The sequence below is a fragment of the Bacillus sp. LM 4-2 genome (assembly GCF_000978495.1).
Classification (GTDB): Bacteria; Bacillota; Bacilli; order Bacillales; family Bacillaceae; genus Bacillus; species Bacillus subtilis.
The window spans coordinates 2,384,020-2,408,269 of sequence record NZ_CP011101.1; the positions used below are offsets into that span (position 1 = coordinate 2,384,020).

Here is a 24,250-nt window from a genome sequence, read left to right on the forward strand (position 1 = left end):
CCTATATTCCAATCACAAAATAATAAGTTCTTTTGGGGAATGGGTGATTGTCCGGTTGCCGTTTTCTGTAATCACGATGTCATCTTCAATGCGGACACCGCCTGTTTCTGGTATGTAAATGCCCGGCTCCACTGTGACCACCATACCCGGTTCAAGGATAGCTGAAGATCTGACGGATAATCCCGGCGATTCATGAACTTCCATGCCGAGCCCGTGCCCGGTTGAATGGCCGAAATAGTCACCGTAGCCTTTTGCAGCAATATGATCCCTTGTGAGGGCGTCAGCCTCTTTTCCTGTCATTCCCGGCTTAATATGTGCGACGCCAAGCGCCTGAGCATCAAATACAACCTGATAGATCTCCTTCAATTGATCACTGGGCTGACCTACAGCGACCGTCCGGGTAATATCAGAACAATATCCTTTATAATAAGCGCCAAAATCAAGCGTAACAAGGTCTCCGCTTTCAATCAGTTTGTCACTGGCCACACCGTGCGGAAGGCTTGAACGAAGGCCTGAGGCGACAATCATATCAAAAGAAGAGCTGTCTGCTCCCTGGCTTCTCATATAAAACTCCAGCTCATTGGCAACAGCGATTTCAGAAATGCCGGGTTTCATAAACGTCAAGATATGTCTGAAGGCATCATCTGCAATCTTCGCAGCTTCCTCTAATATCTTAATCTCTTCACTAGACTTAATCAAGCGCAACTTTTCCACGGATTCAGCCACAGGCACTAATTCGGCATCACTGATAACGGCGCTGTATGAAGCGTAAGCGCCATATGTCATGCTGTTCTGTTCAAAGCCGAGACGCTTGATGCCAAACGATTCAACAGTGTCGGCAGTGGTCTGAATCAAGCTGCCGCCATGTTCAATGATCTCAAAACCCTTTACCTGAACCTTCGCCTGCTCAGTATAACGAAAATCCGTAATAAACGCTGCTTTGTCACCCGATATAACAGCCAAACCCGCCGAACCTGTAAACCCTGTCATATAGCGTACATTAGTGTTGCTTGTAATCAGCATGCCGTCAATTCCCAGCTGTCCAAACAGGTTTCTTAATTTCTCTAGCTTCATCTTGATTCTCCCCCTTGCTGGCTTAATAAGTAGCGAACAGCAAGCTTGTAGCCTTCAGCTCCAAGACCGACAATCTGCCCTTTCGCAACAGGAGCGATAACCGACTGATGCCTGAATTCTTCCCTGGCGTATAAGTTTGATAAATGCACCTCTACCACAGGAAGACTGATGCTTGAAACAGCATCCCTGATCGCATAGCTGTAATGACTCAGGGCGCCGGGGTTCAGAACAATCCCGCTGTATTGCTCCTCAGCCTCATGTATCGCATCTATCAAATCACCTTCGTGATTAGACTGGAAGAAAGTGAGCTGGATATGTAAGGCTTCAGCAAACTGAAAAAGATCTGTTTCAATATCGGTCAGTGTCTGGCGGCCGAATACTTCAGGCTCACGACTCCCAAGCCGGTTAACATTCGGTCCGTTCAAAATCAAAAAATGAGGCACACAATCTCTCCTTTTCGCGAGGGTTTCTCATGTAAAAAATGTTCACTTCTCGTGAACATTTTATCATACTGGAAAAGGATTATACACTATTCTCTATGCATTCCCAGCGCACGTGCAAGCTTTTCCGAATTCAGCTCATTGTATTCAAATGAAATAGAATACCCGACAAACAGCCCGTAAAGCAAATAAATGCAAATGGTCGTAATAATTGTATCTGATGTCAGTTCGGTCACCGTGCGCACATCTGGAAAAATCGGATTAAAAACAAAAAACACGAGCAGCCAAAGCACCAAGCCGTATAAAATACCCGGCCACATTGTTTTTAAACGTTTCAATAGAAGAAAATAAAGAAATGCTGCGCCAATTGAAATTACTCCAATCAAAATGATGCTGATTACCGTTCCCAGCCCATGTTTTTTCCACTCTCCGAGTACAAACGGCTGCAATATCATATTCGGGCTGATTTCGGAAAAATGAAACAAATATGCGATATAAGCAACGAAACTCCAAAGTACGCCTCCGCAAAAACCTGTTGCCGCCACCCTGCCGGCCATTGAAACAGGCGGCTTTTGCTTCTCATTCAATTCTTCATTTTGTTCTGTATCTTTTTCGCTTGTCATCATGGCACCTCCAGTTAAAGTGTGCCCAAAAAATGAAATGTCAATAAAAAAGCTCACACTTTTTGGCAGCTGCGAGTAAAATTTGAAAATAACGGGTATAATGCATGTAGAAAAAGCAAGGCTATGGCAATTTTTTCAGCCTGTCAATCTAGAGGTTTAGCGCTGTTTCCTGTACAATAGAGTGAAAGGAAATGGTTAGCAATCCTAAAGAAATAGGCAGGTTGATAATATGTCAAAACATAAAGTTCCGCCCGCTTACGGCGGGCAGGCTGTTGTGGAAGGCGTTATGTTTGGCGGAAAGCATCATTACGTTACAGCCATCAGAAGAACGGATGGAAGCATTGACTTTTTTAAGCTTCCACGCAAACACAACCCGAAACTGAACATCGTGAAAAAGATACCGTTTTTACGGGGGATCGCGGCCATTATCGAAGCGAGTGCAAACGGCACAAAGCATTTGAATTTTTCAAGCGAACGTTACGGGCTCGATCCATCTGAAGACGAGACACTTGAGCAGGAAGAAAAAAAATCCTCTGGGCTGTCTATGTATCTCAGCCTCGCAGTTATAGGCGTCCTATCATTTTTGTTCAGTAAATTCGTATTTACATTGGTTCCAGTTTTCTTAGCGGAACTGACAAGGCCGATTTTTTCCTCGAACACAGCGCAAATCGCGATTGAAAGCCTGTTTAAGTTGATTTTGCTGCTCGGTTACATCTATTTTTTGTCCATGACACCGCTTATTAAAAGAGTGTTTCAATATCATGGAGCCGAACATAAAGTCATAAACTGTTATGAACAGAATTTGCCAATTACTGTGGAGAATGTCCAAAACCAATCTCGGCTTCATTACCGCTGCGGATCAAGCTTTATTTTATTTACGATTATTGTCGGCATGTTTGTTTATTTACTCGTTCCGACAGATCCGCTTTGGCTGCGTGTTATAGATCGTGTCGCACTGATACCGGTCGTGCTTGGTATATCCTTTGAAGTTCTGCAGCTGACAAACAAAGTGCGTGACATTCCCGGTCTGAAATTACTTGGGTACCCGGGACTTTGGCTTCAGCTGTTAACCACAAAGGAACCTAAGGATGAACAGGTTGAAGTTGCCATCGAAAGCTTTAACGAACTTCTCAGACTCGAAGCATTGTCTGAGCAAAATCGGAAGCCTTCTCACAACGTCATCTAAAATCCGTTGCCCTGCTATTACTTTCGGAGGTGGACAGTTATGAATCATCGTGTACAACCTATTATTGCTGTATTAATTGCGCTGGGAGCGTTCGGTTTCCTCTATGTGCTGGTAACCAATCCCGGAGAAATGGCAAAAATGGCGGTAACCGTCATCGTGGCAGGTATCATTATTTATTTTATTGTGAAATATGTAATGAATCGAAATGCGGGCAGCGAAGGAGCAGCCTTCAAAAAAGCGGCGAAACAATCACGGCGCCGGATGAAAGAACAAAAAGCAAAACACCGCGCCGGACATAAGGGACGTGTCAGCCACCTGCGAAGCGTTCCGAGCGCCAGCAAGCCTAAGCCGATGATTCTCAAGAAAAAAAGCCAGACTCAGCTGACTGTTATAGAAGGGAAAAAAAATAAAAAGAAAAACAGAGCGCTTTTTTAATAGGTCCACTGCTTTAAAAACAGCTCTGTCCGTCTTTTACCTAGCTCAATCAGGGCTAGTTTTTTTTGTTGTGTTAAATGAAAATCAGTGGCCATTACGTCATCAACAGGGAGAAAAATGATATTTTGTTCATAGCGTGACGCAATGTGCCTTGCGTCATGAGCATCCTTCATCGTTTCAAACAGGGCGCCGAACAGTTCAAAAGCGTTGCGGATATTTTTTTTCGGACGCTCTCTTTCACGCGGCGCAAGCGTGACACCGATCACAGGGCGCTTTCTTTCCTTTGAAAACAGCCAGATTGGAAAATTGCTTAACACGCCTCCGTCGACAACCGTGGCGGTGCCTGTGTCCGTTTTTAATTTTATCGGTTCAAAGAAATACGGAATGCTGCAGCTCATTCTGACCGCTCTGGCAACCGGGAACATATCTGGATTTAACCCGTAACGGGCCAAATCGTCCGGCAAAACAATCATGGTGCCGTTTGTCAGATCAGAAGCAATAAGGCGCAGAGACCCTTTCTGCAAATCGCCGAAAACCCTTATGCCTTTCGCTCTTAACAGATCAGCAATCCATTTTTCTATCGTATCGCCTTTGTATAAGCCAAGACGCCAGTAGATGGACACCCACTGGAGCATCTTTAAGGGGAGAAATGAGTACCTCTGATCCAGCAATTTCTCTCCGTCCACTTCTTCAATTAAAGCGTGGATTTCCTTACTGGTGTAACCTGACGCAATGAAAGCGGCAATAATGGCGCCGGCGCTTGTACCCGCAACTCTTTTAAAGCGGAAGCCTTTTTCCTCAAGCACTTCATAAGCGCCTGCGAGCGCAATGCCTTTTACTCCTCCGCCGGAAAACACACCGTCAATATACATCTCATTCCCTCCCCCTCCATCCGATCGTTTATTACCATTTTAAGAAAACACGCGAAGAAATAGACCAACGAATGACGGGTGGCGTCAGCGTATCAAAAAAGACGGCCTCCTTCGAGACCGCCTTTTTACTGATTATGATGTTCTGTTTTCTTTTGGATTGATTTCAGATCTTTTTTACGGGCATCATCTTCTTCAAAATATTGAACAAGATCCCCGATGCGATCAATACTGTTCCAGCTTAAATGATGTTCGATTCCTTCGACATCGTTATATATTTTCTCTTCATCAACACCAATGATTCTTAAAAACTGCTCAAGCAATTCATGTCTGTATACCAGCCGTTTGCCTATTTTTTTCCCTTTAGACGTTAACACGAGACCGCGATATTTTTCATAAATTAAATATTCGTCTTTATCTAGTTTTTGAACCATTTTTGTTACAGAGGAGGGATGGACTGCCAATGCTTCCGCGATATCGGAAACTCGTGCATATCCTTTTTCTTCAATCAGCATATAAATCTGTTCAATATAATCTTCCATACTTGGTGTTGTCATCGAAACCCTCCCAAAAAGCACCTTAACTTTATAAACCATTACAAGTTTACACTAATGAACTTGAAAAAACAAGGATGCTCCGCGGGTCAAAAGCCCTGTTTACCGCTTATAATTCCATTCATCTGAAGCGTACTTTGTTTCAGCCAAGTGATGAACAAAATCAAGCTCTTCCTGAGAAAGTTCATATGGCTCCAAATGAATGTTAAGACCTGTTTCAAATCCTTCTTTAAAGGCTTTACGAGCCTCATCCATCGTCACCCGCTTTTCGATGAGTTCATTAATGGCAACCGCTTTATTTTTGAAATTGCGCTGCATCCGCTCTCTTACTCTTTCACTTGGATATAAGAACAGATCGAACAGCTTGTCCTCATCTAAATCAAGAAGAATGGAGCCATGCTGAAGAATCACACCTTTTTGTCTCGTTTGCGCGCTTCCCGCCACCTTGCGCCCCTCAACCACTAGTTCATACCACGAAGGCGCGTCAAAACAAACAGATGACCGCGGATTTTTTAAGCTTTCTTTTTCTTTTTCAGTTCTCGGGATGGCAAAGTAAGCGTCCAGACCGAGATTTCTAAAGCCTTGAAGTATGCCTTCTGAAATAACCCGGTAAGCCTCAGTAACAGTCGCCGGCATCTCGGGGTGCTCTTCCGAAACAATTACGCTGTATGTCAGTTCCTGATCGTGCAGCACACCTCTCCCGCCGGTCGGGCGTCTGACGAATCCGAGATTATATTTATGTACTGCTTCAAAATTGATTTCCTTTTTAATATTTTGAAAATACCCTACAGAAAGTGTCGCCGGATTCCAGCCGTAAAAACGGATAACCGGGGGGATTTTCTTTTCGCTGTGCCAATATAAAAGCGCTTCATCAAGCGCCATATTGAATGCAGGACTTGCATTGCCTGAGTCTATAAACCGCCAAGTTTCTTTTTGCATTTTAAGACCTTCCTTACCGTTTTAATAGAATCAGTTTATCAAACTGTCGGGAAAATGAAAAATATTTTAGTTCCATTATAGATGACAATCACGCTGTGCTTTACTATAATAGTATTTGTCGAAAACGGCTCTATGACCTTGTTTTATGAAGCAGGGTTTTGATTTTATATGCTAAAGGAGTAGAATCACATTGTCTAATATGATCGTTTTGATTATTTTTGCTGCATTTATCATCTATATGATTGCTTCATATGTCTATCAGCAGCGAATTATGAAAACACTTACCGAAGAAGAATTCCGCGCGGGTTACCGCAAAGCGCAGCTTATTGATGTTCGTGAGCCAAATGAGTTTGAGGGCGGACATATTTTAGGCGCCCGCAACATCCCGCTTTCCCAGCTGAAACAGAGAAAAAATGAGATCCGTACGGACAAGCCTGTTTACCTGTACTGCCAAAACAGTGTCCGCAGCGGACGCGCGGCACAAACCCTGCGCAAAAACGGCTGCACTGAGATTTACAACCTAAAAGGCGGCTTTAAAAAATGGGGCGGAAAGATTAAAGCGAAGAAATAAAGCAAACAGCTGTCTGGTAGACAGCTGTTTTTATTTATCTTTCTTCCGCCTCGTATCTGAGCACTGGGTGTCTCGCCGCTTTTGTTTCATCCATTCTTTTTACAATCGTTGTATGCGGGGCCTCCTGAACAAGCTCCGGATTCTCCTCCGCTTCTTTTGCGATTTGAATCATAGCATCAATAAACGCGTCCAGTGTTTCCTTTGATTCGGTCTCTGTCGGCTCGATCATGATGCATTCTTCAACATTAAGCGGGAAATAAATCGTCGGCGGATGATAGCCGAAATCAAGGAGCCGTTTTGCAATATCAAGCGTACGCACTCCCAGCTTTTTCTGCCGCTTCCCTGATAATACAAATTCATGCTTGCAATGGCGGTCAAACGGAAGATCGTAATAAGGCGCGAGTTTTCTCATCATATAATTGGCGTTTAACACTGCGTTCTCAGTAACAGCCTTTAATCCGTCAGGCCCCATGGAGCGAATATACGTATACGCTCTCACATTAATGCCAAAGTTGCCGTAATACGGCTTCACACGGCCGATCGCATGAGGGCGGTCATAATCAAACGTAAAGCGCCCTTCTTTTTTGACTAAAACTGGCTTTGGCAAATAAGGAATCAGATCTTGTTTTACGCCGACAGGGCCTGAGCCGGGGCCTCCGCCGCCATGAGGGCCTGTGAATGTTTTATGCAGGTTGAGGTGCACCACGTCAAATCCCATATCACCAGGTCTCGCCTTGCTTAAAACGGCATTTAAATTAGCGCCGTCATAATACAGTTTCCCCCCCGCTTGGTGTACAATTTCCGCCATCTCTGTAATCTGCTCCTCAAACAAGCCGAGCGTGTTCGGATTCGTCAGCATAAGAGCTGCAGTTTCTTCATTCACTGCTCTTTTTAAATCCTCTAAATCAACAAGCCCTTTTTCATTCGATTTCACCGTAACGGTTTCAAAGCCTGCTACTGTTGCTGATGCAGGATTCGTCCCATGCGCGGAATCAGGGACAATGACCTTCGTCCGCTTGAAATCCCCGCGAGCTTCATGATAGGCACGGATCATCATCAGCCCCGTCCATTCGCCGTGCGCTCCGGCAGCAGGCTGAAGCGTAACCTCATCCATTCCCGTTATTTCTTCAAGGTGTTTGCTTAAATCATATAAAAGCTCTAATGCGCCTTGCACCGTGTCTTCATCCTGAAGAGGATGAATCGCAGCAAAACCAGGAATACGTGCGATTTTTTCATTGATTTTCGGATTATATTTCATCGTGCAAGAACCGAGAGGATAAAAACCGGAATCCACCCCGTGATTGCGTTTGGACAGCGCTGTATAATGGCGCATGATGTCCAGCTCTGAAACCTCCGGCAGCGCTGCGTCTTCGTCACGAATATAGGTGTCTGACAAGAGGTCCCCCAATTCGATTTCCGGTACATCGAGCTCCGGCAGACTATAGCCGATTCGGCCTTCTCTTGAAAGTTCAAAAATAAGTGCCTGGTCCTGATTACTCATGGCGATCCCCCAATTCCTGAATGAGTGCGTCAATTTCTTCTTTTGTTCTCAGCTCTGTTACAGCAATCAGCATATGGCAGTCCAGCTCTGGATACGTCAACCCAAGATCATATCCGCCAATCATGCCTTTTGCCAGCAAACGCTTGTTCACAGCTCTCACCGGCTCATCCAGTTTGATGACAAATTCATTAAACATCGGCCCGTCAAACATAACAGTAAGGCCTGCTTTTTTTGCTTCTTGCTTTGCATAGTTGGCTTTTAAGAGATTTTGGCGGGCTATATCTTTTACGCCGTTTTTTCCGAGAGCAGTCATGGCCACTGATGCTGCCAGCGCATTTAAAGCTTGGTTCGAGCATATATTTGATGTTGCTTTATCCCGGCGGATATGCTGCTCCCTGGCTTGCAGGGTAAGCACAAAGCCTCTTTTTCCGTTTTCGTCTTCCGTTTGTCCGACGAGACGGCCCGGCACCTTTCTCATTAATTTTTTAGTAACGGCAAAAAAGCCGCAATGCGGGCCGCCGTATGCTGAAGGAATGCCGAAAGGCTGCGCATCACCGACGACGATATCAGACTGAAACTTGCCCGGCGGAGTGAGAAGACCTAGCGCCAGCGGGTTGGCTGAAACAATAAACATGGATTTCCCTTGATGAGCGATAGGCTCAATATCCTTTAGCGGCTCGATCCTGCCGAAAAAATTCGGGTACTGAACGATCACTGCGGCTGTGTTCTCGCAAACGGTTTGGCGCAATGCATCAAGATCCGTAACGCCATCCGCAGCGGGTACTTCAACAACATCAATATACTGACCTTTTGCGTAAGTTTTCAGCACCTCTCGCGATTCAGGATGCACGGTTTTTGACACAACAATTTTTTTCTTTTTCGTGTGGCCTGAAGCAAGCATTGCTGCTTCTGCCAAGGCTGTTCCGCCGTCATACATCGAGGAGTTGGCGATATCCATGCCTGTCAGTTCACAGATCATCGTTTGGAATTCAAAAATAGCCTGGAGCTCTCCTTGTGAAATCTCTGGCTGATAAGGCGTATATGCGGTATAAAACTCAGAGCGCGAAATGACATGATCCACAATGACAGGCTGATAGTGGTCATATACACCCGCTCCTAAGAAAGAAGCGTATTGTACGGTATCACGATTTTTAGAGGCCAGCTTTGTCAGTTCTCTTGTTAATTCTGTCTCTGATTTCGCTTTTTTGATTTGATGCTCTTTTTTATATTTGACGTTTTCCGGTATATCAGCAAATAAATCATCGATGCTGCTTACGCCGATAGTAGCAAGCATCTCCTGTTTATCCTTTTCTGTTGCGGGCAAATAACGGTGCTTCATGTGTTGTCTCCTCTCTCCAAGAAAAAATATTAGCGTTTATAAAATGGTGTTTTGACAACCTTTGCTTTCACTAATTTTTTGCGTATCTCTACATCTACAACAGTCCCGATCTCACTCGTTTCCGAATCAATTAAGGCAAGGCCGACGTTTTTTCCTAATGTCGGTGACTGCGTGCCGGTTGTCACCTTTCCGACAGACTTGCCATTTTGGAAAACCTCATATCCGTGCCGCGGTATCCCTTTTTCAATCATTTCGAGACCGACAAGTTTGCGCTTCGCTCCGTTTTCTTTTTGTTCACTCAATACTGACTTACCAAAAAAGTCAGACTCCTTTTTGTGCTTTACAGCAAAGCCTATACCTGCTTCAATCGGTGTAATATCCCGGGTCAGCTCCTGACCGTAGAGCGGGAGCTTCGCTTCAAACCGGAGTGTATCACGTGCACCGAGACCGCATGGAATCAATCCGTATGCATCCCCTGCATCGATGATTTTTTCCCAAATATGCATAGCATCATCACTGCGGCAGTAAATTTCATACCCGTCTTCTCCCGTATAGCCAGTGCGTGAAATAAGTGCTTTGCGGCCGCTGATATCGGCTTCATCAATAAACGCAAACGGCTTTAATGCAGACACATCCGCATCTGTCAGATTTTTCAAGACCGCTTCTGCTTTCGGTCCCTGTACAGCCAAGAGCGCGATTTGGTCTGACTGATTGTCAATCTGTACATCACCTGCTGCATGTTCTTTCATCCAAGCCAAGTCTTTATCTATATTAGAAGCATTAATGACAAGCAGATAGCGGTTCTCTCCTTTTTGATAGATAAGCAAATCATCGACGGTTCCGCCATCCGGGTAACACATCGCTGTATATTGAGCACGGCCTGGCGTTAATGCGGAAACATCATTTGTCATCAATCTTTGCAAAAAAGACAGACTGTCGTTTCCTGACACTTCGACTTCTCCCATATGAGATACATCAAACAAACCGGCTGCAGTTCGGACAGCCTCGTGTTCTTTTTTTATAGAAGAAAATTGAACAGGAAGCTCCCAGCCTCCGAAATCAATCGTTTTTCCTCCATATTCCTTATACAGGTCAAATAACGGCGTTCTGTTCAGCATCTAATTCCTCCCCTTTATCAACGGCGCAGCTAAAAAACATACAAAAAAGGACAGAGAAACACCTCATGTAAAATGAAGGTTCTCTGTCCTGGCACCTGAAAGTTTACTTTGCATACGCAAAGACGTCCCCTTTGGTGGTTTGCGCATCCGCACAAACACTCTCCAGAGTTGCGTCGAGCAAGAGTTCTTTTGCCTGAGAGATTCACTCCGCAGTTTGCTCCTTCGGCGCCTGTATCCCGAGGTTTTCGGTCAGGTCTCTCCCCTTGCTGTCATTCGCTCATATTTTCATGCTGTTATGGACATACTATAGCAATATCTTACATCAAATACATACTCATATCCTACCATCATCACTATATGCTGGGCAACAGCAATTTGGGCAGATTTTTCTTATATTATTCATCTTAAGAATCGAAGAATAAGAAAGGCGGTTTCAAAGCAATGAATACAGAAATGATCTACGATGCAAAATGGCCTGAAGAATTTGCTGAAAGACTGAAAAACGATGGCCCTTGGGCAAACTGGGAACTGTACAAGCTCTCTGCAGAAATCCAGAAAACATTAGCAATTCCAGATTTTGAAGGCTTACGGGCTCCTTTATATCTGCCTTCCTTTACGCCGCTCCCCCACCAGCTTGAAGTGGCGCAAAAAGTGGTTGAAAAAATGAACGGGAAAGCGATTTTAGCAGATGAGGTTGGTCTCGGAAAAACGGTTGAAGCTGGACTGATTCTAAAAGAATATATGATTCGCGGATTAGCAAAAAAAATTTTGATCCTTGTGCCCGCTTCCCTTGTGTCACAGTGGGTCAAAGAGCTTCAGGAAAAATTTTTGATTCCGGCTGTTGAACAAAAGAAAAGCTATGTGTGGGAGCAATGCGATATTGTCGTCTCATCAATAGACACCGCGAAGCGCTCGCCCCATCGAGAAATCGTTCTGTCTATCCCATATGATCTTGTCATTATTGATGAGGCACACAAACTGAAAAATAGCAAAACGAAGAACTATGAATTTGTCCGGAATCTCGTAAAAAAATATTGCCTGCTTCTTACCGCGACGCCAATCCAGAACCGTATCGAAGAGATTTTCAATTTGGTGTCCTTATTAAAACCCGGCCATTTAGGCAGTCAGAATCACTTTCAGGAGGAGTTCGCCAAGAAGAAATCCAGTTTAGAAGCGCATGAACATTTAAAAGATCTTGTGAATAAAGTCATGATCCGTAACAGGCGGCATGATACAGGGCTGAATTGGAAACAGCGCCATGTTGAAACAGTGCCGATTCAATTTTCTCCATCAGAGCAGGCGCTTTATGATGAAATTTCTCGCTTGAAGGAAAGTATCAATAAACCAGCCAGCATGTTCTCGATTATGACCTTGCAAAGAGAATGCTGTTCGAGCAGAGAAGCGGTGTATATGACGCTGAAAAAGATGCTTGATCAAAAAGAGAAACAAGCACCTGCCATTGATGAGGATACGATTTCAGTTTTAATAGATCGCATCAATCAAGTGACACAAAATTCTAAAGCGCTTCAAGTCGTTGATTTAATCAAAAAGATTGACGATAAGGTCATCATTTTTACAGAATACCGGGCAACCCAGATTTATTTGCAGTGGTTTCTTCAGCAAAACGGCATCAGTTCTGTGCCGTTTAGAGGCGGATTTAAACGTGGAAAAAAAGACTGGATGAAGGATCTTTTCCGCGGAAAAATCCAAGTCCTTATTGCAACTGAAGCAGGCGGTGAGGGAATTAACCTGCAATTTTGCAATCACATGATCAACTATGACCTGCCATGGAATCCGATGCGGCTTGAGCAAAGAATCGGAAGAATTCACAGACTCGGGCAGGAGCGTGACGTGCATATTTATAACATGGCGACAAAACATACGGTGGAAGAGCATATTCTAAAGCTTTTATATGAAAAAATTCATTTGTTTGAAAAAGTGGTCGGTGAACTTGATGATATTTTAACGAAAATTCAAGTGAACAATTTTGAAGAGCATCTGCATGACATTTTGTATCACTCAGCAACAGAAGAAGAAATGAAAATAAAAATGGATAACTTAACCTCATTTTTGTCTTATAAAAAACAGCAGCCTGCTGAAAAAAGAGGATCTTAGCCTGTAAGGAGGTTTTATTAGTGAGACAGCAAGAGGTTCACGATTTTCTGCTGCGTTTTTTTCAAGCAAACAGCTGCCAAATCGTCGATCAAGGCTTAGGCTATATGACAGTGCAGCTTACAGTTGAAATGGACAAACAAATCATGAACCGCCCTTTCTACTGGCATTGGCGCGAGAAGACAGGCGGTGATCCGAATCCAATGAAAATCACTTTTATTACAGATAAAGAAAATGCGCCAAAAGACCTAGATGGTGAATTTATATATTTTGGGGCCCCGCGTCTTTTTCAAATATTTAAAGCTGTTAAACAAAATGGGAGATTTACCAGAATGTATGAGAAAATTGAATCAGCCGGAGCTAAAGTCCCACTTCAGCCTTGGCTTGGTATAAATGTCACGATTTCATACCAGTCCGACATGAAAAAGGATAAGTTATTGTCACTAGGTCTTCACCTAGTCTCTGGAACGATAATTGAAGATTTTCAAAGCAAGCTGACCCAGTTTTCACTGACGTCTCAAATATGTGACTATTGCTTCACCATTTCACCTATGATCAAACCAGAAAGCGGACTTAAGCGTATGGAAAACTATATTTCCAAATCCGCTATGCAGGAGCCGTCCGACTGGGCGGAACAGGCGGTTAACAGGTGGAAGAATGATATGACATTGCTTGATAAGTTTTACGAGCATATAGAAGAAAAACCAGAAGAATACCATCTAGAAAAACAGGCGCTGAAAACCTTGTATCAACCAAAGATATCAGTTGAAATTGAAAATGGCGGATTGTTTTATCTGCAAAATAATATTTCAAGCTAACTTTTTTACTATTCGACATCATTCTCGTTTTTTTTGAGAAAATACGATTATAATAAAGGTATATTGGAAAAAAATTCTGGTGATTTAATGGCAAATGACTTCCAGAGACTAATGAAGCATACAATAAGTCATGGCCGGACTGGCTGAAATACATAAACAAGTATTTTAGGAGGAGAAACTGCATGAAGAATGCAAAACAAGAGCACTTTGAATTGGATCAAGAATGGGTTGAATTAATGGTGGAAGCCAAAGAGGCAAATATCAGCCCGGAAGAAATACGAAAATATTTACTTTTAAACAAAAAGTCTGCTCATCCTGGTCCGGCAGCCAGAAGTCATACCGTAAATCCTTTCTGAATGTGCTATAATATCACAAGGAAGGTGATGACATTGATTGGCCAGCGTATTAAACAATACCGTAAAGAAAAAGGCTACTCACTATCAGAACTAGCTGAAAAAGCTGGGGTAGCGAAGTCTTATTTAAGCTCAATAGAACGAAATCTACAAACGAACCCCTCCATTCAATTTCTCGAAAAAGTCTCCGCTGTTCTGGACGTCTCGGTTCATACTTTGCTCGATGAGAAACATGAAACCGAATACGATGGTCAATTAGATAGTGAATGGGAGAAATTGGTTCGCGATGCGATGACATCCGGGGTATCGAAAAAACAATTTCGTGAATTTTTAGATTATCAAAAATGGAGAAAATCCCAAAAAGAGGAGTAGTGCCTGAGCAGAGGCACTAACTCCTCTTTTGTCAATAACCATCGAGACGGCCCAGTATATGAATACTGGGCCGTCTCTTTTTATTGCTGTTATTAATTTTTATCCTCGCTGTGCGCTTTTTCATTTTCTTTCACATAACCGTCTTTATCAGTATGGTCCTTTTTGATTGTCAAGCCGTTCCACTGTGTAGCTTCGAACGAGAATTGAAGCTTAATGGAGTTGCCTTGATATTTATTTTGAACCATAAGCCCGTTTTCATCTTTTGTTTTATCATCTTTGAATTGGATTTCCATTTGAACCTGATCGAAGTCAGTTGGTGTTTTTGGAACACCATCATATTCAGGAGCGGTTTTACCGTCAATTGTTGCTACATTGACTTTACCGCTTGCATGTAAGAATTTAGGGTCTATTTGTTTTTTGATTTTTTCAGCAGCCGCTGCATCATTTTTAGCAGACATCAAATACAAGTCTTTAAGGTTCGCATCATCTAAAATAATGTTTTTCGGGTAACCATTGCCGCCCTCTTTTCCAACTGTCAACAATGTCACTTCAAACTGGCTGAGGAAATCTTCTGGAGATGTATTGCTGCCGCCGTTTGCTTTAAAATCTCCATAATTAAGCGCCATTAAAACTTCTTTGATCGCAAGTGATCCGTTATTTTCAAATTGGAAATCCTTTGTCAACTTATCTCCCGGCTTTAGATTTGATAAGTTCACACTCGCTGAATTCTCTTTAGCAGATAAATCAAGCGTACCTGATGCAAAAGTAGCATCCTTTGATTTAATGTCGTTAAATGCTGCCCATGTTCCTCCTCCAACTAAAGCTAATCCTAGTGCTGCAGAAGCAACTCCTAAACTCAATTTCTTTTTCATACCCATGGTAAACTCCCCTTTTATTGAATGATTTTATATCGAAACCTGTTGCCAGGTTTACAACTGAAGTTAAGTAGACATGGTGCTGTCCTTTGTATCTGTTTCCAAGGCTTTTGTCTTTCTTTCAATTTCTCTAATGGCGCTGCTGATCGTCACAAAAGCGTACACTAACAGCATCACGCCGGGAACAATCAATAATACAGCCGTTCCAATCGGCTGGCTGGCAAAATGAAGCATATAGCCTGCATATGGAAGCTGAAAACCTGTGTATTGTGCGCGAACATTTTCGTCCGATACAGGCGCTGAATCAGCTGCTGCATTATTATCACCTTTTGTTTTAAATAACAAATGGTCTCCTTGCTTTGTTATGTCAACAATTCTGTGGGTGACAGCCGTATTTGCATCCTGCATAAATGTAATAACGTCACCTTTTTGAAGCTCTTTCACATCAGCGATTTCTTTTACCAATATTAAGGAACCTGTATTGAACTCCGGCTCCATCGAACCTGACAGAACTGATTTCAGCGTATACCCAAACACCGCCGGCTCTCCCCCGGATGAACGTGTTGAAATCACGACAAGTGTCAGCACAATAATAAGAGTAAAGATGATCACGTATAAAATATTACTGATCAGCTTCATTGCTTTTTTCATCCTCTTCCCCGCTTTCCTTCTGGTCTGATTGAGTTTCATTTTCTTTGGTTACAGCTTCTTGAGATGTTTCTTCTTTCATTGTTTTTTCCTGTATATCCTTTTGTGTTGTTTCATTCTCCTTTTTGACGTCCGACTTTGTTTCTTTTTTAGGGACTGTCGGTTTTTCATCGCATTTTGCAAGCGTCATAGGCTCCGACCACTCAAATGTACTGCCGTTTGCCGGGTAGCCTGCCGGTTTATATACTTTAAATGCATAAATGCCGGGTTTCATTTTTTTCTTCGTCTCAATTTTATAAAGTGAATCGCCAATTTGATTGGTGACAAATCCTTTTTCGATCACGTTCCCATCCTTTAACGGTTTGCGGGCATTTTCAAGCTTATGAAGCTCCCACTTCCACTTTGATTTCTTAAGTTTCTCACCTGTATTTTCGAGCACAGCAAATAAGGCGAAAGGTGAGCATACAGTGCCTTTCGTATCCGTTTGATCTGATATGTGCAAATCACTTTGATCCCAGCGTTTATCATAATGGCAGTTTTTATCTGTATGCTGAAAGTCTTTACACGTTTGAAGTGAGACATCAAATGTTTCAATATCATGAAAAGCAGCGCTTGTATCATCGGAAAATTGTAAGCATATTGCGGCAGTCAGACTGAAAATGACTGAAAGCTGAAAGATAAGCAGAACTTTCAGTTTCGTCTTCGCCTTTTGCTGATTGTGAAACAATCGAAACATATCTTACCTCCTGTAAAACACTGTAACTTGATATGACAATCGTTCTCTTTAAAGAACTTCACAAATAGAGTATAATCAACGATTTATAGATTTAAAAACACCGAAATCGCTCATTTCGTTCGTTTAAAAGAATGTTTTCATCATATTACAAAGTCTTGCTCAGTATTGCTCATTTTTTCAATTTTTTTGAAATTTTTGGGATTGTTATGTGAGAATTTAAATGCATATCCCATTATTATTTGGTAATAATAAACAAAGAAAGGGTGACAGCATGATGATCAAACAATGTGTGATTTGTCTATCTCTTCTCGTCTTTGGCACCACAGCCGCTCACGCAGAAGAAACACCGCTTGTAACCGCCCGCCACATGTCCAAATGGGAAGAGATTGCTGTAAAAGAAGCAAAAAAAAGGTACCCGCTTGCACAGGTACTGTTCAAACAAAAAGTATGGGACCGTAAAAGAAAAGATGAAGCAGTGAAGCAATACCATTTAACTCTGAGGGAAGGGTCAAAAGAATTCGGCGTTTTTGTGACGATTTCATTTGATCCTTATAGCCAAAAGGTCAATAAAATCGCCATATTAGAAGAATATCAATAAGGTCCTACATTTTTTGAAGGACCTTATTCGTTTATTTGCGGTTATTTTTTCCGTTTCAGCCAAAGTCTGAAGCCATAGGGTAAAATACCGAACAACTGCTGGGAAACAGGCGTTTTTGTTTCTTTCCGCACCTCTTTTCGTTCTTTTCGCTCATCTCTCGGAGTATCTATATATTTGACAAATTGCTGCGTCATATATTTAACATAATCATTCGTTTTCACGTGATCACCTCATCATTCAATTATTATGAAGTGTTGTCTCACATGACTTTTTTTATACCCTTTACACTGTTTTATTCTGTCCATCTCAGCAGTTTTTTCTGTTTTTGATCAAATACGATCTGTGCAGTTCTTTCTGTTCCCGACTCCGTTGACACTCTTAAGTTGATTTCTTTTTGTTCTTTTATCGATGTATCATGAATGTAATAAGAAACCCGTCCATATGGAAATTGCTGCGTACCCTCCTGGCCTTTCCGTTCCTCTAGAACATGCCGAATCGAAAGAAGCACCCCATTTTGAAGCAAATTCTCTCCTATGTATAACTCTTTTGTTTCCTTTTCAAACATGCAGCGTGAAATATATTGAGCAGCAGCAAAGTTCACGATTAACAGCACAAGCGCTGACACAAAAAGAACAGCTGGATAAATAAACCCTCTTGTACGATACATTCACCCCCCTCCTAAATACGAATAGACTGGAAAAGCAGTTTGATACACTTTTTGGTCCTCACTCTCAATTTTCAGCAAAACAACACCATTTTCAATATCAGCTTTCATGGCAGTAATATGATCTAAAATCGGAACATGCCCTTTACCATCCACTCTTTTTCTTATCATTGATTGATAAATGTCAAAACGGATGTCTTGTCCGGAAAGATTGGTGCAGATTAACACGCTCCCATGCTCGGCTGTCTTAACTGCCTGTGACTCCTTGCATTCATTCATCATCTGTTCTATCGAAATCATCCATTCTTGCTGTGTGAAACCGTCATGTTCCTGCTGTCGAGACAAAAACAGATGGAAAATCGCAGCTAACGATCCTGATATGAGCAAAAAGACTGAGAGCGAAAATAATACGTTAAGAAGCGTGTAGCCATTCTGTCTGCAGGATGCTGAGGCAATATGATTTCTCTTTATAAGCTGTGGCTTTGATACATACGTTTTGATATTCGCCCTCCTCCTCCCACTTCATTGCATAGATATGATTGTTCTTTGTAATTGTTTTTGACGCGGCTCCTTCACCACTCATGACATATTTGCTAATGCTCTCATTCATCATCTGATAGCCGATTTCTCGTGATTCCGCCATTTTTTCATCAGCTATTAGCTTGTCCCACAAGGGGACGACTGTCAGCAGCACAAACAGCCACAGGCTTAGCGCAGACATTGTTTCTATTGTAGAAAAACCTTTATTTTCTCTCCACATTGACTCTCCCGCTCCCTAGATAAACTGTTATGTCATAAACGGCATGACCTTTTACTCGTATTTTTCCGCCTGCATTCGGGTGCCCTTTCTCATTAAATTCCAAACGGTCTTTTAATGTCAGCAGTTCTATAGAAAGTCCCGTTGCATACGGACGTTCAATAACCGTATCACCAATGACTAATTGATATTCTTTTTTATGAAAGAGAATTTTTGTTCTTTGTTGACGGGAAATAGCAGTCTGCTGTGTGAGCATCATATCATTTTTCAGCTGCCTTGCTGCCTGTCGGACAGCTGTATTGTCATAAGCAGGAGGAAGTGTGGTGAAGACGGCAATCAGGAGGATAGAGGCAAGGCTTAACACAAGCAAACTTTCTAAAAGGGTAAACCCCTTCTCCTCGTTTAATTTAATGTTCAACCTTAACTTCTCCGCCGGTGATGATAATGTGCTTACCATTTGGACAGACAGCATCCTTTTTCACATAGCCCTCTGACTGTAAATCGGCAAGGCTCGGAGTTTGTCCTTCATGATCAAGCTCAAAGGCAGTCATTTGTGCCTTAACCATGTTTTGTAGGCCTTCACAGCCCTTTTTTTGAATGGTTTGATTATGTTTCGTGACGTTCGGTATCGTAATTAAAAGCAAGATCGAAATAATAAAGAGCACGATTAACATTTCAACAAGTGTAAATCCTTTCTCATTCATCAGCCTCTTCCTTTCACATTTGATTCATCATCTGATACATAGGCACAAGCATAGATAAATACACAAGTAAGATCATCGCTGCAACAAATCCATAAATCATTGGCTGAAGGATGCCTGTCCATTTTTGCGCTTTGTGTTCCAGGCGCTGTAATATGAATTGGCTGTATGTGAAAAGCTCCCGATCCAATCGGCCGCTCAGCTGGCCGTGAGATATGACTTTTGATAAATCAGTTTCATAAAAAGGGCTTCCACAAATAGCGGATTCAATTGACTCACCGGCTTTTAGCCGTTCAATCAATTGTTCAGCCTCGCAGCGGTAGAAAGGGAGAAACGTTTGATGTTTAAATGCATTAAGGCTGTCATAAATTGAGAGGCCTGATTTTAAAAGGCTGCTTAGCTGCAAAGAAAAAAAGTAGCTGTTAAACAGCTTTACAAGCTTTCCAACCAAAGGAATCCTGATACAAATCAGCATTTGCCGGGCAGGTGATTTTTTCTTAAACACAAGCCAATAATAAATCCCGATACCTGCTGTAAAAAGAACAAGCAAAATGATCACAAGATCAATATGCTGAAAAAAAGCAAAAAGCATATCGGTTGAACGTGAGGTTTCCATATTCATCGATTGATAGATACCGGAAAACTGAGGAATGATGATGGACTGTAACATATAAAACATGACAGCGACCGTAAAGATGAGGAAAAGCGGATAGCGCAGCACTCTTTTCAGCTGGTCTGCCTGTGCAATTTTTCGTTCCAGCAGCTCTCCGCTCTGGATCATGGAAGCAGGCAGTTCACCATGTGTTTCAGCAAAATAACAAATACCTACGGCTTCCTTATGAAATGACAAACTCTTTAGTACTTGATAAAACGGAGCCCCTTCCCTCAAACAAGTGACCGAACCAGTCAAGTCAGCCGCCTGCCTCTTATTCATCTGAAGTTCCATCAGGCGTAATCCATCCAGAAGCGTATATCCGCCCGCAGTCATTTCACCGAGCCTCTTTAATAACCTGGCTTGATCCTTTAACGACCAGACTTTTCTAATCTTTTTCATGATAAACCCACCGGTCATAGTTGTTTGTCGTTAAATAGCCGAGCGCAATTCCTTTCCTGATAATTTGACGAAGCGTTTGATATTGGTAATTTGCATGATTTCCTTTTGCCTCCTGGATACATTGCTGAAGATTTTTCCCGTAAAGAAGCTCATAAACGCTAGCTCTCCTGGTATTTCGTGACTGGCGACAATACACTGATGAACATCCGTTTTCACAAAACGGGCAAGCCAAATCAACCAAGCGCTGAGCCGCTATTGCAATGACAGTCTGTTCAATTTCATTCATATTGATACCGAATTCAAGCAGTCTGTAAATTGCGCCCTTTGCGTCTCTCGTATGAAGGCTCGTTAGTACCAGATGTCCCGTCATCGCTGCCCGCACCGCAATTTCAGCTGTTTCCGCGTCTCTGATCTCACCTAAAATAATCATATCGGGGTCATGGCGCAAAATTGCTTTCAGACCTGCGGAATAAGTTACACCGGCTTTTTCATTCACCTGAACCTGAAGAACATCTTCGTCCCTTGTTTCAACAGGGTCCTCTAATGTGACAATATTTCGATTAAAGTGTTTTTTTGCATATTGAACGAGAGAGTATAGTGTGGTAGTCTTCCCTGAACCAGTTGGCCCGGTAAAAATGAGCATGCCATGGGAATGTTTTAAAAACGAGAGTAATGTGGCTCCTGTCTTCGGAAATAGCGACAATTTATCAATCGAAGGGATATTGTATTGGGGCATCACTCTGATCACGAGGCTTTCTTCATTAATTGTGGGCAGCGTTGACATTCTTAAATGAACATTTCCCTCTTTCAGCTTTAACGTAAGCGAACCGTTTTGCGGCTTTCGCCTTTCACCTATATCCATTGCTGAAAGAAATTTAAAATGTGAAATCAGCCTTACGCACTCTTCTTTTTTCATGTCCCTTTTTTTCAGCAAGGCATGATCGACCCGAAAATGAATGATAGCGTCCCGCTCCCTCGGCACAATGTGAATATCAGAAGCCTTTGTTAGATATGCTTCTTCAATCAAGTTTTTGCTTACCTTTTCTATTGAATCCAATTTGATTCCCTCTCCTTTCAATGCGTATTGTAGAAAAAGAAGGAGCGGTAATCAAACAGGGAAAACGTGATTTTGTGAGACGTTATATGCTGAAAAATCCCTTCTTTCTGGCAAGAAAAAGACTTTCAACTGAATGTACCCCTGTCATTATAATTTTCCCTATAAATAAAAAAGCAGACATGGTCACCATGCCTGCTAGATTCCATTTTCATTATGCTGTTTTCGCTTTTTGACCAGTATCTTTCTCAACGGAAAGGTCGCCTAATGCAACAATACCGGCAATTTGGCCATATTCAAGAATCGGTAAACGGCGGATTTGATGCTCTGCCATAAGCGCCTTGACATCGTATCCGGTCACCCTGATATGACTGGTGAAAAAACGGGGCACGCTGTACAAAATATGAAACATCCTATAGAGTCCGCCTTTTTCGAGGTTTCTTTTTCTTCTTCCGCTCCTGCAGCATATCTCCCGTCCAGCCTTTTTTCCTCAAATAGAGATAGATCAGAACTGTAGATGTGACAATCAATAAGAGGGAAAAGAGATATCCGTATTTCCAATTCAGTTCCGGCATCACTGAAAAGTTCATCCCCCATAAGGCACCCAGAGCTGTAATCGGCGTAAAAAGCGTCGTGAAAATGGTCAGCGCTTTTACAATTTCATTCCCCCTATGTGAGGTAATGACTTCCTCTGAATGCAGCAGATTGTTAAGCTCCCCTTCAAATTCGCTGATGTATGTAAATCCCCTGTCAATCTTCAGTTGTGTCCGCTGATAATCCTTTTTCCCTTCATTTTGAGGTAAAAAGGTTTCTTTCAACGCCATTTCAATTTTTTTAGCGCTTAATATCAAATTTTTCCAAATCATCAGTTCATGGCGCAGGAGATGGACGCGGTTTAAAATGCTTTTGCTATTGTCGTCTTTAATTTGCCATCTGAGCTTTCTCAGCTTTACTTCAAATTCATCAACACCGATTAAATACGCATTCATTAGTTCGCCGAGAAGAATTAAAAACCCCTCTATCGCATTGTCCGCTCTTTCCATTTGCCGAACAACTTCTTTTCCTTTAATCTCTCTCAAAATCGAAAAATCAAAGTTGATTGTAAAAAAATATTGTCTGGTGATATAAAAGTGAAAAACAGTATGATCTTTTTCTTCACCAAGCCCCTGATCATAAACAATCGACCCAAATACCGCTTCATTTTCCGTTTCAGTTGTATCTACTCGTAAAAAATTAACGTGATGGTTATTTTCAAACCACTTTTCACACTGAGGCCAGTGAGAAAAATGGATTAGATCCCTTGCCTTACTTCTTTCTTGAGGCCCCATTTGGTACCAAAACCAATCCTTTCCCGTATGTGCCTTCATGTCAAGCTCCTCCAAACTTTTGTTCTTTATTCTTTAATTGCCCAATAACCGCGTCACTAAACCAGTCTGCCGCTTCAACACATGTTTTATGAGCATTTTCAGGTGGTATGGAATGTAGAAAGACATCGGAAAAGGGAGGTGCATGCCTTCCTTGGAGAAGGCAGTTGTTTTGGAATTTGTCAATTTACTAGCAGTCGCTATTCTCATTTTGTTAACAGGATTTTTTGTTGCCGTAGAATTTTCAATCGTAAAAGTGCGGCGATCCAAAATTGATCAGCTTGTCGCAAAAGGAAAGAAAGGTGCTAAAGCGGCAAAGCATGTCATCACTCACCTTGATGAATATTTATCAGCCTGTCAGCTGGGCATCACAGTCGCAGCCTTAGGACTGGGATGGCTTGGGGAACCGACTGTGCAAACTCTGCTTCGACCGCTTTTTCATAAAGCAGGCTTAAATGAATCGCTTACCCACCTGCTTTCACTCGTCATCGCATTTTTAGCGGTTACGTATTTAAATGTCGTTATCGGGGAGCTGGCTCCAAAGAGTTTCGCCATTCAAAAAGCAGAAAGCATTACCTTGTTGTTCGCTAAACCGCTTATTTGGTTTTATAAGATCATGTTTCCATTCATTTGGCTGTTGAACCACTCTGCCCGATTGATTACAGGAGTGTTTGGACTGAAGCCGGCATCAGAGCACGAGCTGGCATATACAGAGGAAGAACTTCGGGTCCTATTGGCTGAAAGCTATAAAAGCGGCGAGATTAGAAAAAGTGAATTAAAGTACATGAATAATATCTTCACCTTTGATAAACGAATGGCAAAGGAAATTATGGTGCCGCGAAATGAAATGGTCAGTTTGTCACTAGATGAAGACTCCATTTCAAATCTTCAGGAAACAGTCAAGCAAACAAAATATACACGGTACCCAGTTGTAAGAGAGGATAAAGATAACGTTATTGGCGTGATTAATATGAAAGAAGTGCTGTTTTCCATGCTGACGAAAGATTTTTCAATCAAGAAGCATCAAATTGAACCTTTCGTACAGCCCGTTATCCATGTCATTGAGACGATTCCTATTTATAAACTATTGCTGAAAATGCAAAAGGAACGCACTCATATGGCGATCCTCATAGATGAATATGGCGGGACGTCCGGTTTGGTCACTGTCGAGGATATTATCGAGGAAATTGTAGGAGAAATCCGTGATGAATTTGATGCGGATGAAGTGCCTCATATCCGCGAACTTGGAAAGGATCATTACTTGTTAAATGCAAAATTATTAATCAGCGATGTTAACAGCCTGCTTGGAACCGATTTATCGGACGCAGAAGTAGACACCTTGGGCGGCTGGTTTTTGACACAAAACATAGACGCTGAGCCTGAAAGTACCATAGAATATGATGGCTACTCTTTTAAGGTAAAAGACATCAACAGCCATCACATTTTATTTATAGAAGTTAAAAAAGCTGAATAGCCCGTGAAAGGCTATTCAGCT

The 24,250-nt window shown here is 42.2% G+C and carries 31 protein-coding genes and 1 riboswitch; of the genes, 9 read left to right on the forward strand and 22 right to left on the reverse strand.

The genetic code is table 11. The annotated features are described in order from the left end of the window. Positions 1 to 12: 12 nt before the first annotated feature. The 3 genes from papA to bslm_RS11780 all read right to left on the reverse strand — a co-directional run bounded on the left by papA (position 13) and on the right by bslm_RS11780 (position 2,140). The gene (papA, locus tag bslm_RS11770) at positions 13 to 1,074 is read right to left on the reverse strand and encodes an aminopeptidase PapA (RefSeq protein WP_046381176.1); all 1,062 of its coding nucleotides are present in this window, start codon (positions 1,072 to 1,074) and stop codon (positions 13 to 15) included. Beyond that, positions 1,071 to 1,517 carry a type II 3-dehydroquinate dehydratase gene (gene aroQ / locus bslm_RS11775; RefSeq protein WP_003230223.1) on the reverse strand — a complete coding sequence of 149 codons (447 nt, stop codon included), beginning with the start codon at positions 1,515 to 1,517 and terminating at the stop codon, positions 1,071 to 1,073. Before aroQ ends, papA begins: the two co-directional genes overlap by 4 nt. A gap of 86 nt (positions 1,518 to 1,603) precedes the next feature. Next, entirely contained in the window at positions 1,604 to 2,140 is a 537-nt protein-coding gene (locus bslm_RS11780) for a YqhR family membrane protein (protein WP_003230222.1), read from the reverse strand. Positions 2,141 to 2,366: 226 nt separating this feature from the next. Here bslm_RS11780 and bslm_RS11785 point away from each other — a divergent pair, with 226 nt between their 5' ends. Together bslm_RS11785 and bslm_RS11790 are read left to right on the forward strand one after the other, a co-directional pair. Further along, entirely contained in the window at positions 2,367 to 3,323 is a 957-nt protein-coding gene (locus bslm_RS11785; RefSeq protein WP_046381177.1) for a DUF1385 domain-containing protein, read from the forward strand. Positions 3,324 to 3,362: 39 nt separating this feature from the next. Continuing rightward, a complete protein-coding gene (locus tag bslm_RS11790; RefSeq protein ID WP_003226367.1) occupies positions 3,363 to 3,758 on the forward strand; it encodes an SA1362 family protein in 396 nt (131 codons plus the stop codon). Here the strand turns inward: bslm_RS11790 and bslm_RS11795 are convergent. The 3 genes from bslm_RS11795 to lipM all read right to left on the reverse strand — a co-directional run bounded on the left by bslm_RS11795 (position 3,755) and on the right by lipM (position 6,120). Continuing rightward, positions 3,755 to 4,630 carry a patatin-like phospholipase family protein gene (locus bslm_RS11795; protein WP_003230220.1) on the reverse strand — a complete coding sequence of 292 codons (876 nt, stop codon included), beginning with the start codon at positions 4,628 to 4,630 and terminating at the stop codon, positions 3,755 to 3,757. The genes bslm_RS11790 and bslm_RS11795 overlap by 4 nt on opposite strands. 125 nt (positions 4,631 to 4,755) lie before the next feature. Then, positions 4,756 to 5,184, reverse strand: coding sequence for a transcriptional regulator MntR (mntR, locus tag bslm_RS11800; RefSeq protein ID WP_003236923.1), 429 nt, complete (start codon positions 5,182 to 5,184; stop codon positions 4,756 to 4,758). Positions 5,185 to 5,283: 99 nt separating this feature from the next. After that, positions 5,284 to 6,120: an octanoyltransferase LipM gene (gene lipM / locus bslm_RS11805; RefSeq protein WP_004398586.1), complete on the reverse strand. Its 837-nt coding sequence runs from the start codon at positions 6,118 to 6,120 to the stop codon at positions 5,284 to 5,286. Between the two features lie 190 nt (positions 6,121 to 6,310). Here lipM and bslm_RS11810 point away from each other — a divergent pair, with 190 nt between their 5' ends. Further along, positions 6,311 to 6,691, forward strand: a complete 381-nt coding sequence (locus bslm_RS11810) for a rhodanese-like domain-containing protein (protein ID WP_004398485.1) — start codon at positions 6,311 to 6,313, stop codon at positions 6,689 to 6,691. A 34-nt stretch (positions 6,692 to 6,725) separates the two neighbouring features. On the opposite strand, the gene gcvPB is transcribed toward bslm_RS11810, so the two are convergent. From gcvPB to gcvT, 3 genes are read right to left on the reverse strand one after another with little or no spacing between them, the layout of a single operon-like run. Next, positions 6,726 to 8,192 carry an aminomethyl-transferring glycine dehydrogenase subunit GcvPB gene (gene gcvPB, locus bslm_RS11815; RefSeq protein WP_003230209.1) on the reverse strand — a complete coding sequence of 489 codons (1,467 nt, stop codon included), beginning with the start codon at positions 8,190 to 8,192 and terminating at the stop codon, positions 6,726 to 6,728. Further along, positions 8,185 to 9,531: an aminomethyl-transferring glycine dehydrogenase subunit GcvPA gene (gcvPA, locus tag bslm_RS11820; protein WP_003230207.1), complete on the reverse strand. Its 1,347-nt coding sequence runs from the start codon at positions 9,529 to 9,531 to the stop codon at positions 8,185 to 8,187. The genes gcvPB and gcvPA overlap by 8 nt, the downstream gene beginning before the upstream one ends. A 29-nt stretch (positions 9,532 to 9,560) precedes the next feature. Then, entirely contained in the window at positions 9,561 to 10,649 is a 1,089-nt protein-coding gene (gcvT, locus tag bslm_RS11825; protein ID WP_003230205.1) for a glycine cleavage system aminomethyltransferase GcvT, read from the reverse strand. Between the two features lie 171 nt (positions 10,650 to 10,820). Beyond that, a riboswitch (glycine riboswitch) is annotated at positions 10,821 to 10,922 on the reverse strand. 168 nt (positions 10,923 to 11,090) lie between these two features. On the opposite strand from gcvT, the gene bslm_RS11830 reads away from it, so the two are divergent. The 4 genes from bslm_RS11830 (at position 11,091) to sinR (ending at position 14,304) form a co-directional block, all read left to right on the forward strand. After that, positions 11,091 to 12,764, forward strand: coding sequence for a DEAD/DEAH box helicase (locus bslm_RS11830; protein ID WP_003230203.1), 1,674 nt, complete (start codon positions 11,091 to 11,093; stop codon positions 12,762 to 12,764). A gap of 20 nt (positions 12,765 to 12,784) precedes the next feature. Next, positions 12,785 to 13,579, forward strand: coding sequence for a YqhG family protein (locus bslm_RS11835; protein WP_003230200.1), 795 nt, complete (start codon positions 12,785 to 12,787; stop codon positions 13,577 to 13,579). 182 nt (positions 13,580 to 13,761) lie between these two features. After that, positions 13,762 to 13,935 carry an anti-repressor SinI gene (gene sinI / locus bslm_RS11840; protein ID WP_003230187.1) on the forward strand — a complete coding sequence of 58 codons (174 nt, stop codon included), beginning with the start codon at positions 13,762 to 13,764 and terminating at the stop codon, positions 13,933 to 13,935. A 33-nt stretch (positions 13,936 to 13,968) separates the two neighbouring features. Further along, positions 13,969 to 14,304 carry a transcriptional regulator SinR gene (gene sinR, locus bslm_RS11845; RefSeq protein ID WP_003226345.1) on the forward strand — a complete coding sequence of 112 codons (336 nt, stop codon included), beginning with the start codon at positions 13,969 to 13,971 and terminating at the stop codon, positions 14,302 to 14,304. Between the two features lie 92 nt (positions 14,305 to 14,396). On the opposite strand, the gene tasA is transcribed toward sinR, so the two are convergent. The 3 genes from tasA to tapA form a co-directional block, all read right to left on the reverse strand. Then, positions 14,397 to 15,182, reverse strand: a complete 786-nt coding sequence (gene tasA, locus bslm_RS11850) for a biofilm matrix protein TasA (RefSeq protein WP_014664586.1) — start codon at positions 15,180 to 15,182, stop codon at positions 14,397 to 14,399. 63 nt (positions 15,183 to 15,245) lie between these two features. Continuing rightward, positions 15,246 to 15,818, reverse strand: a complete 573-nt coding sequence (sipW, locus tag bslm_RS11855; RefSeq protein WP_003230181.1) for a signal peptidase I SipW — start codon at positions 15,816 to 15,818, stop codon at positions 15,246 to 15,248. Next, positions 15,802 to 16,563, reverse strand: a complete 762-nt coding sequence (tapA, locus tag bslm_RS11860) for an amyloid fiber anchoring/assembly protein TapA (protein WP_003230180.1) — start codon at positions 16,561 to 16,563, stop codon at positions 15,802 to 15,804. The genes sipW and tapA overlap by 17 nt, the downstream gene beginning before the upstream one ends. Before the next feature lie 271 nt (positions 16,564 to 16,834). Between tapA and bslm_RS11865 the strand changes: the two genes are divergently transcribed. Continuing rightward, positions 16,835 to 17,161, forward strand: coding sequence for a YqzG/YhdC family protein (locus tag bslm_RS11865; protein ID WP_003246051.1), 327 nt, complete (start codon positions 16,835 to 16,837; stop codon positions 17,159 to 17,161). Between the two features lie 41 nt (positions 17,162 to 17,202). Here the strand turns inward: bslm_RS11865 and bslm_RS11870 are convergent, their stop codons facing one another. The 10 genes from bslm_RS11870 to corA all read right to left on the reverse strand — a co-directional run bounded on the left by bslm_RS11870 (position 17,203) and on the right by corA (position 22,758). Next, positions 17,203 to 17,382, reverse strand: coding sequence for a YqzE family protein (locus tag bslm_RS11870; RefSeq protein ID WP_029726723.1), 180 nt, complete (start codon positions 17,380 to 17,382; stop codon positions 17,203 to 17,205). Positions 17,383 to 17,453: 71 nt separating this feature from the next. After that, complete coding sequence (gene comGG / locus bslm_RS11875; protein ID WP_014480253.1) at positions 17,454 to 17,828, reverse strand: competence type IV pilus minor pilin ComGG; 375 nt, start codon at positions 17,826 to 17,828, stop codon at positions 17,454 to 17,456. Beyond that, complete coding sequence (comGF, locus tag bslm_RS11880) at positions 17,829 to 18,212, reverse strand: competence type IV pilus minor pilin ComGF (protein WP_046160582.1); 384 nt, start codon at positions 18,210 to 18,212, stop codon at positions 17,829 to 17,831. Between the two features lie 25 nt (positions 18,213 to 18,237). Next, positions 18,238 to 18,585 carry a ComG operon protein 5 gene (gene comGE, locus bslm_RS11885; protein WP_046381178.1) on the reverse strand — a complete coding sequence of 116 codons (348 nt, stop codon included), beginning with the start codon at positions 18,583 to 18,585 and terminating at the stop codon, positions 18,238 to 18,240. Next, the gene (gene comGD / locus bslm_RS11890; RefSeq protein ID WP_046381179.1) at positions 18,569 to 19,000 is read right to left on the reverse strand and encodes a comG operon protein ComGD; all 432 of its coding nucleotides are present in this window, start codon (positions 18,998 to 19,000) and stop codon (positions 18,569 to 18,571) included. The genes comGE and comGD overlap by 17 nt, the downstream gene beginning before the upstream one ends. Continuing rightward, positions 18,990 to 19,286: a comG operon protein ComGC gene (gene comGC, locus bslm_RS11895; protein ID WP_014477332.1), complete on the reverse strand. Its 297-nt coding sequence runs from the start codon at positions 19,284 to 19,286 to the stop codon at positions 18,990 to 18,992. Before comGC ends, comGD begins: the two co-directional genes overlap by 11 nt. Before the next feature lie 13 nt (positions 19,287 to 19,299). Further along, entirely contained in the window at positions 19,300 to 20,337 is a 1,038-nt protein-coding gene (gene comGB / locus bslm_RS11900; protein WP_029317912.1) for a comG operon protein ComGB, read from the reverse strand. Then, complete coding sequence (gene comGA / locus bslm_RS11905; RefSeq protein ID WP_004399124.1) at positions 20,324 to 21,394, reverse strand: competence protein ComGA; 1,071 nt, start codon at positions 21,392 to 21,394, stop codon at positions 20,324 to 20,326. Before comGA ends, comGB begins: the two co-directional genes overlap by 14 nt. A 211-nt stretch (positions 21,395 to 21,605) precedes the next feature. After that, the gene (locus tag bslm_RS11910; RefSeq protein ID WP_014480259.1) at positions 21,606 to 21,803 is read right to left on the reverse strand and encodes a CBS domain-containing protein; all 198 of its coding nucleotides are present in this window, start codon (positions 21,801 to 21,803) and stop codon (positions 21,606 to 21,608) included. Position 21,804: 1 nt separating this feature from the next. After that, complete coding sequence (corA, locus tag bslm_RS11915; protein ID WP_004399136.1) at positions 21,805 to 22,758, reverse strand: magnesium transporter CorA; 954 nt, start codon at positions 22,756 to 22,758, stop codon at positions 21,805 to 21,807. 142 nt (positions 22,759 to 22,900) lie between these two features. On the opposite strand from corA, the gene bslm_RS11920 reads away from it, so the two are divergent. After that, on the forward strand, positions 22,901 to 24,229 hold the full coding sequence (locus tag bslm_RS11920) for a hemolysin family protein (RefSeq protein ID WP_003230150.1): 1,329 nt from the start codon (positions 22,901 to 22,903) through the stop codon (positions 24,227 to 24,229). The last annotated feature ends 21 nt before the right edge of the window (positions 24,230 to 24,250 follow it).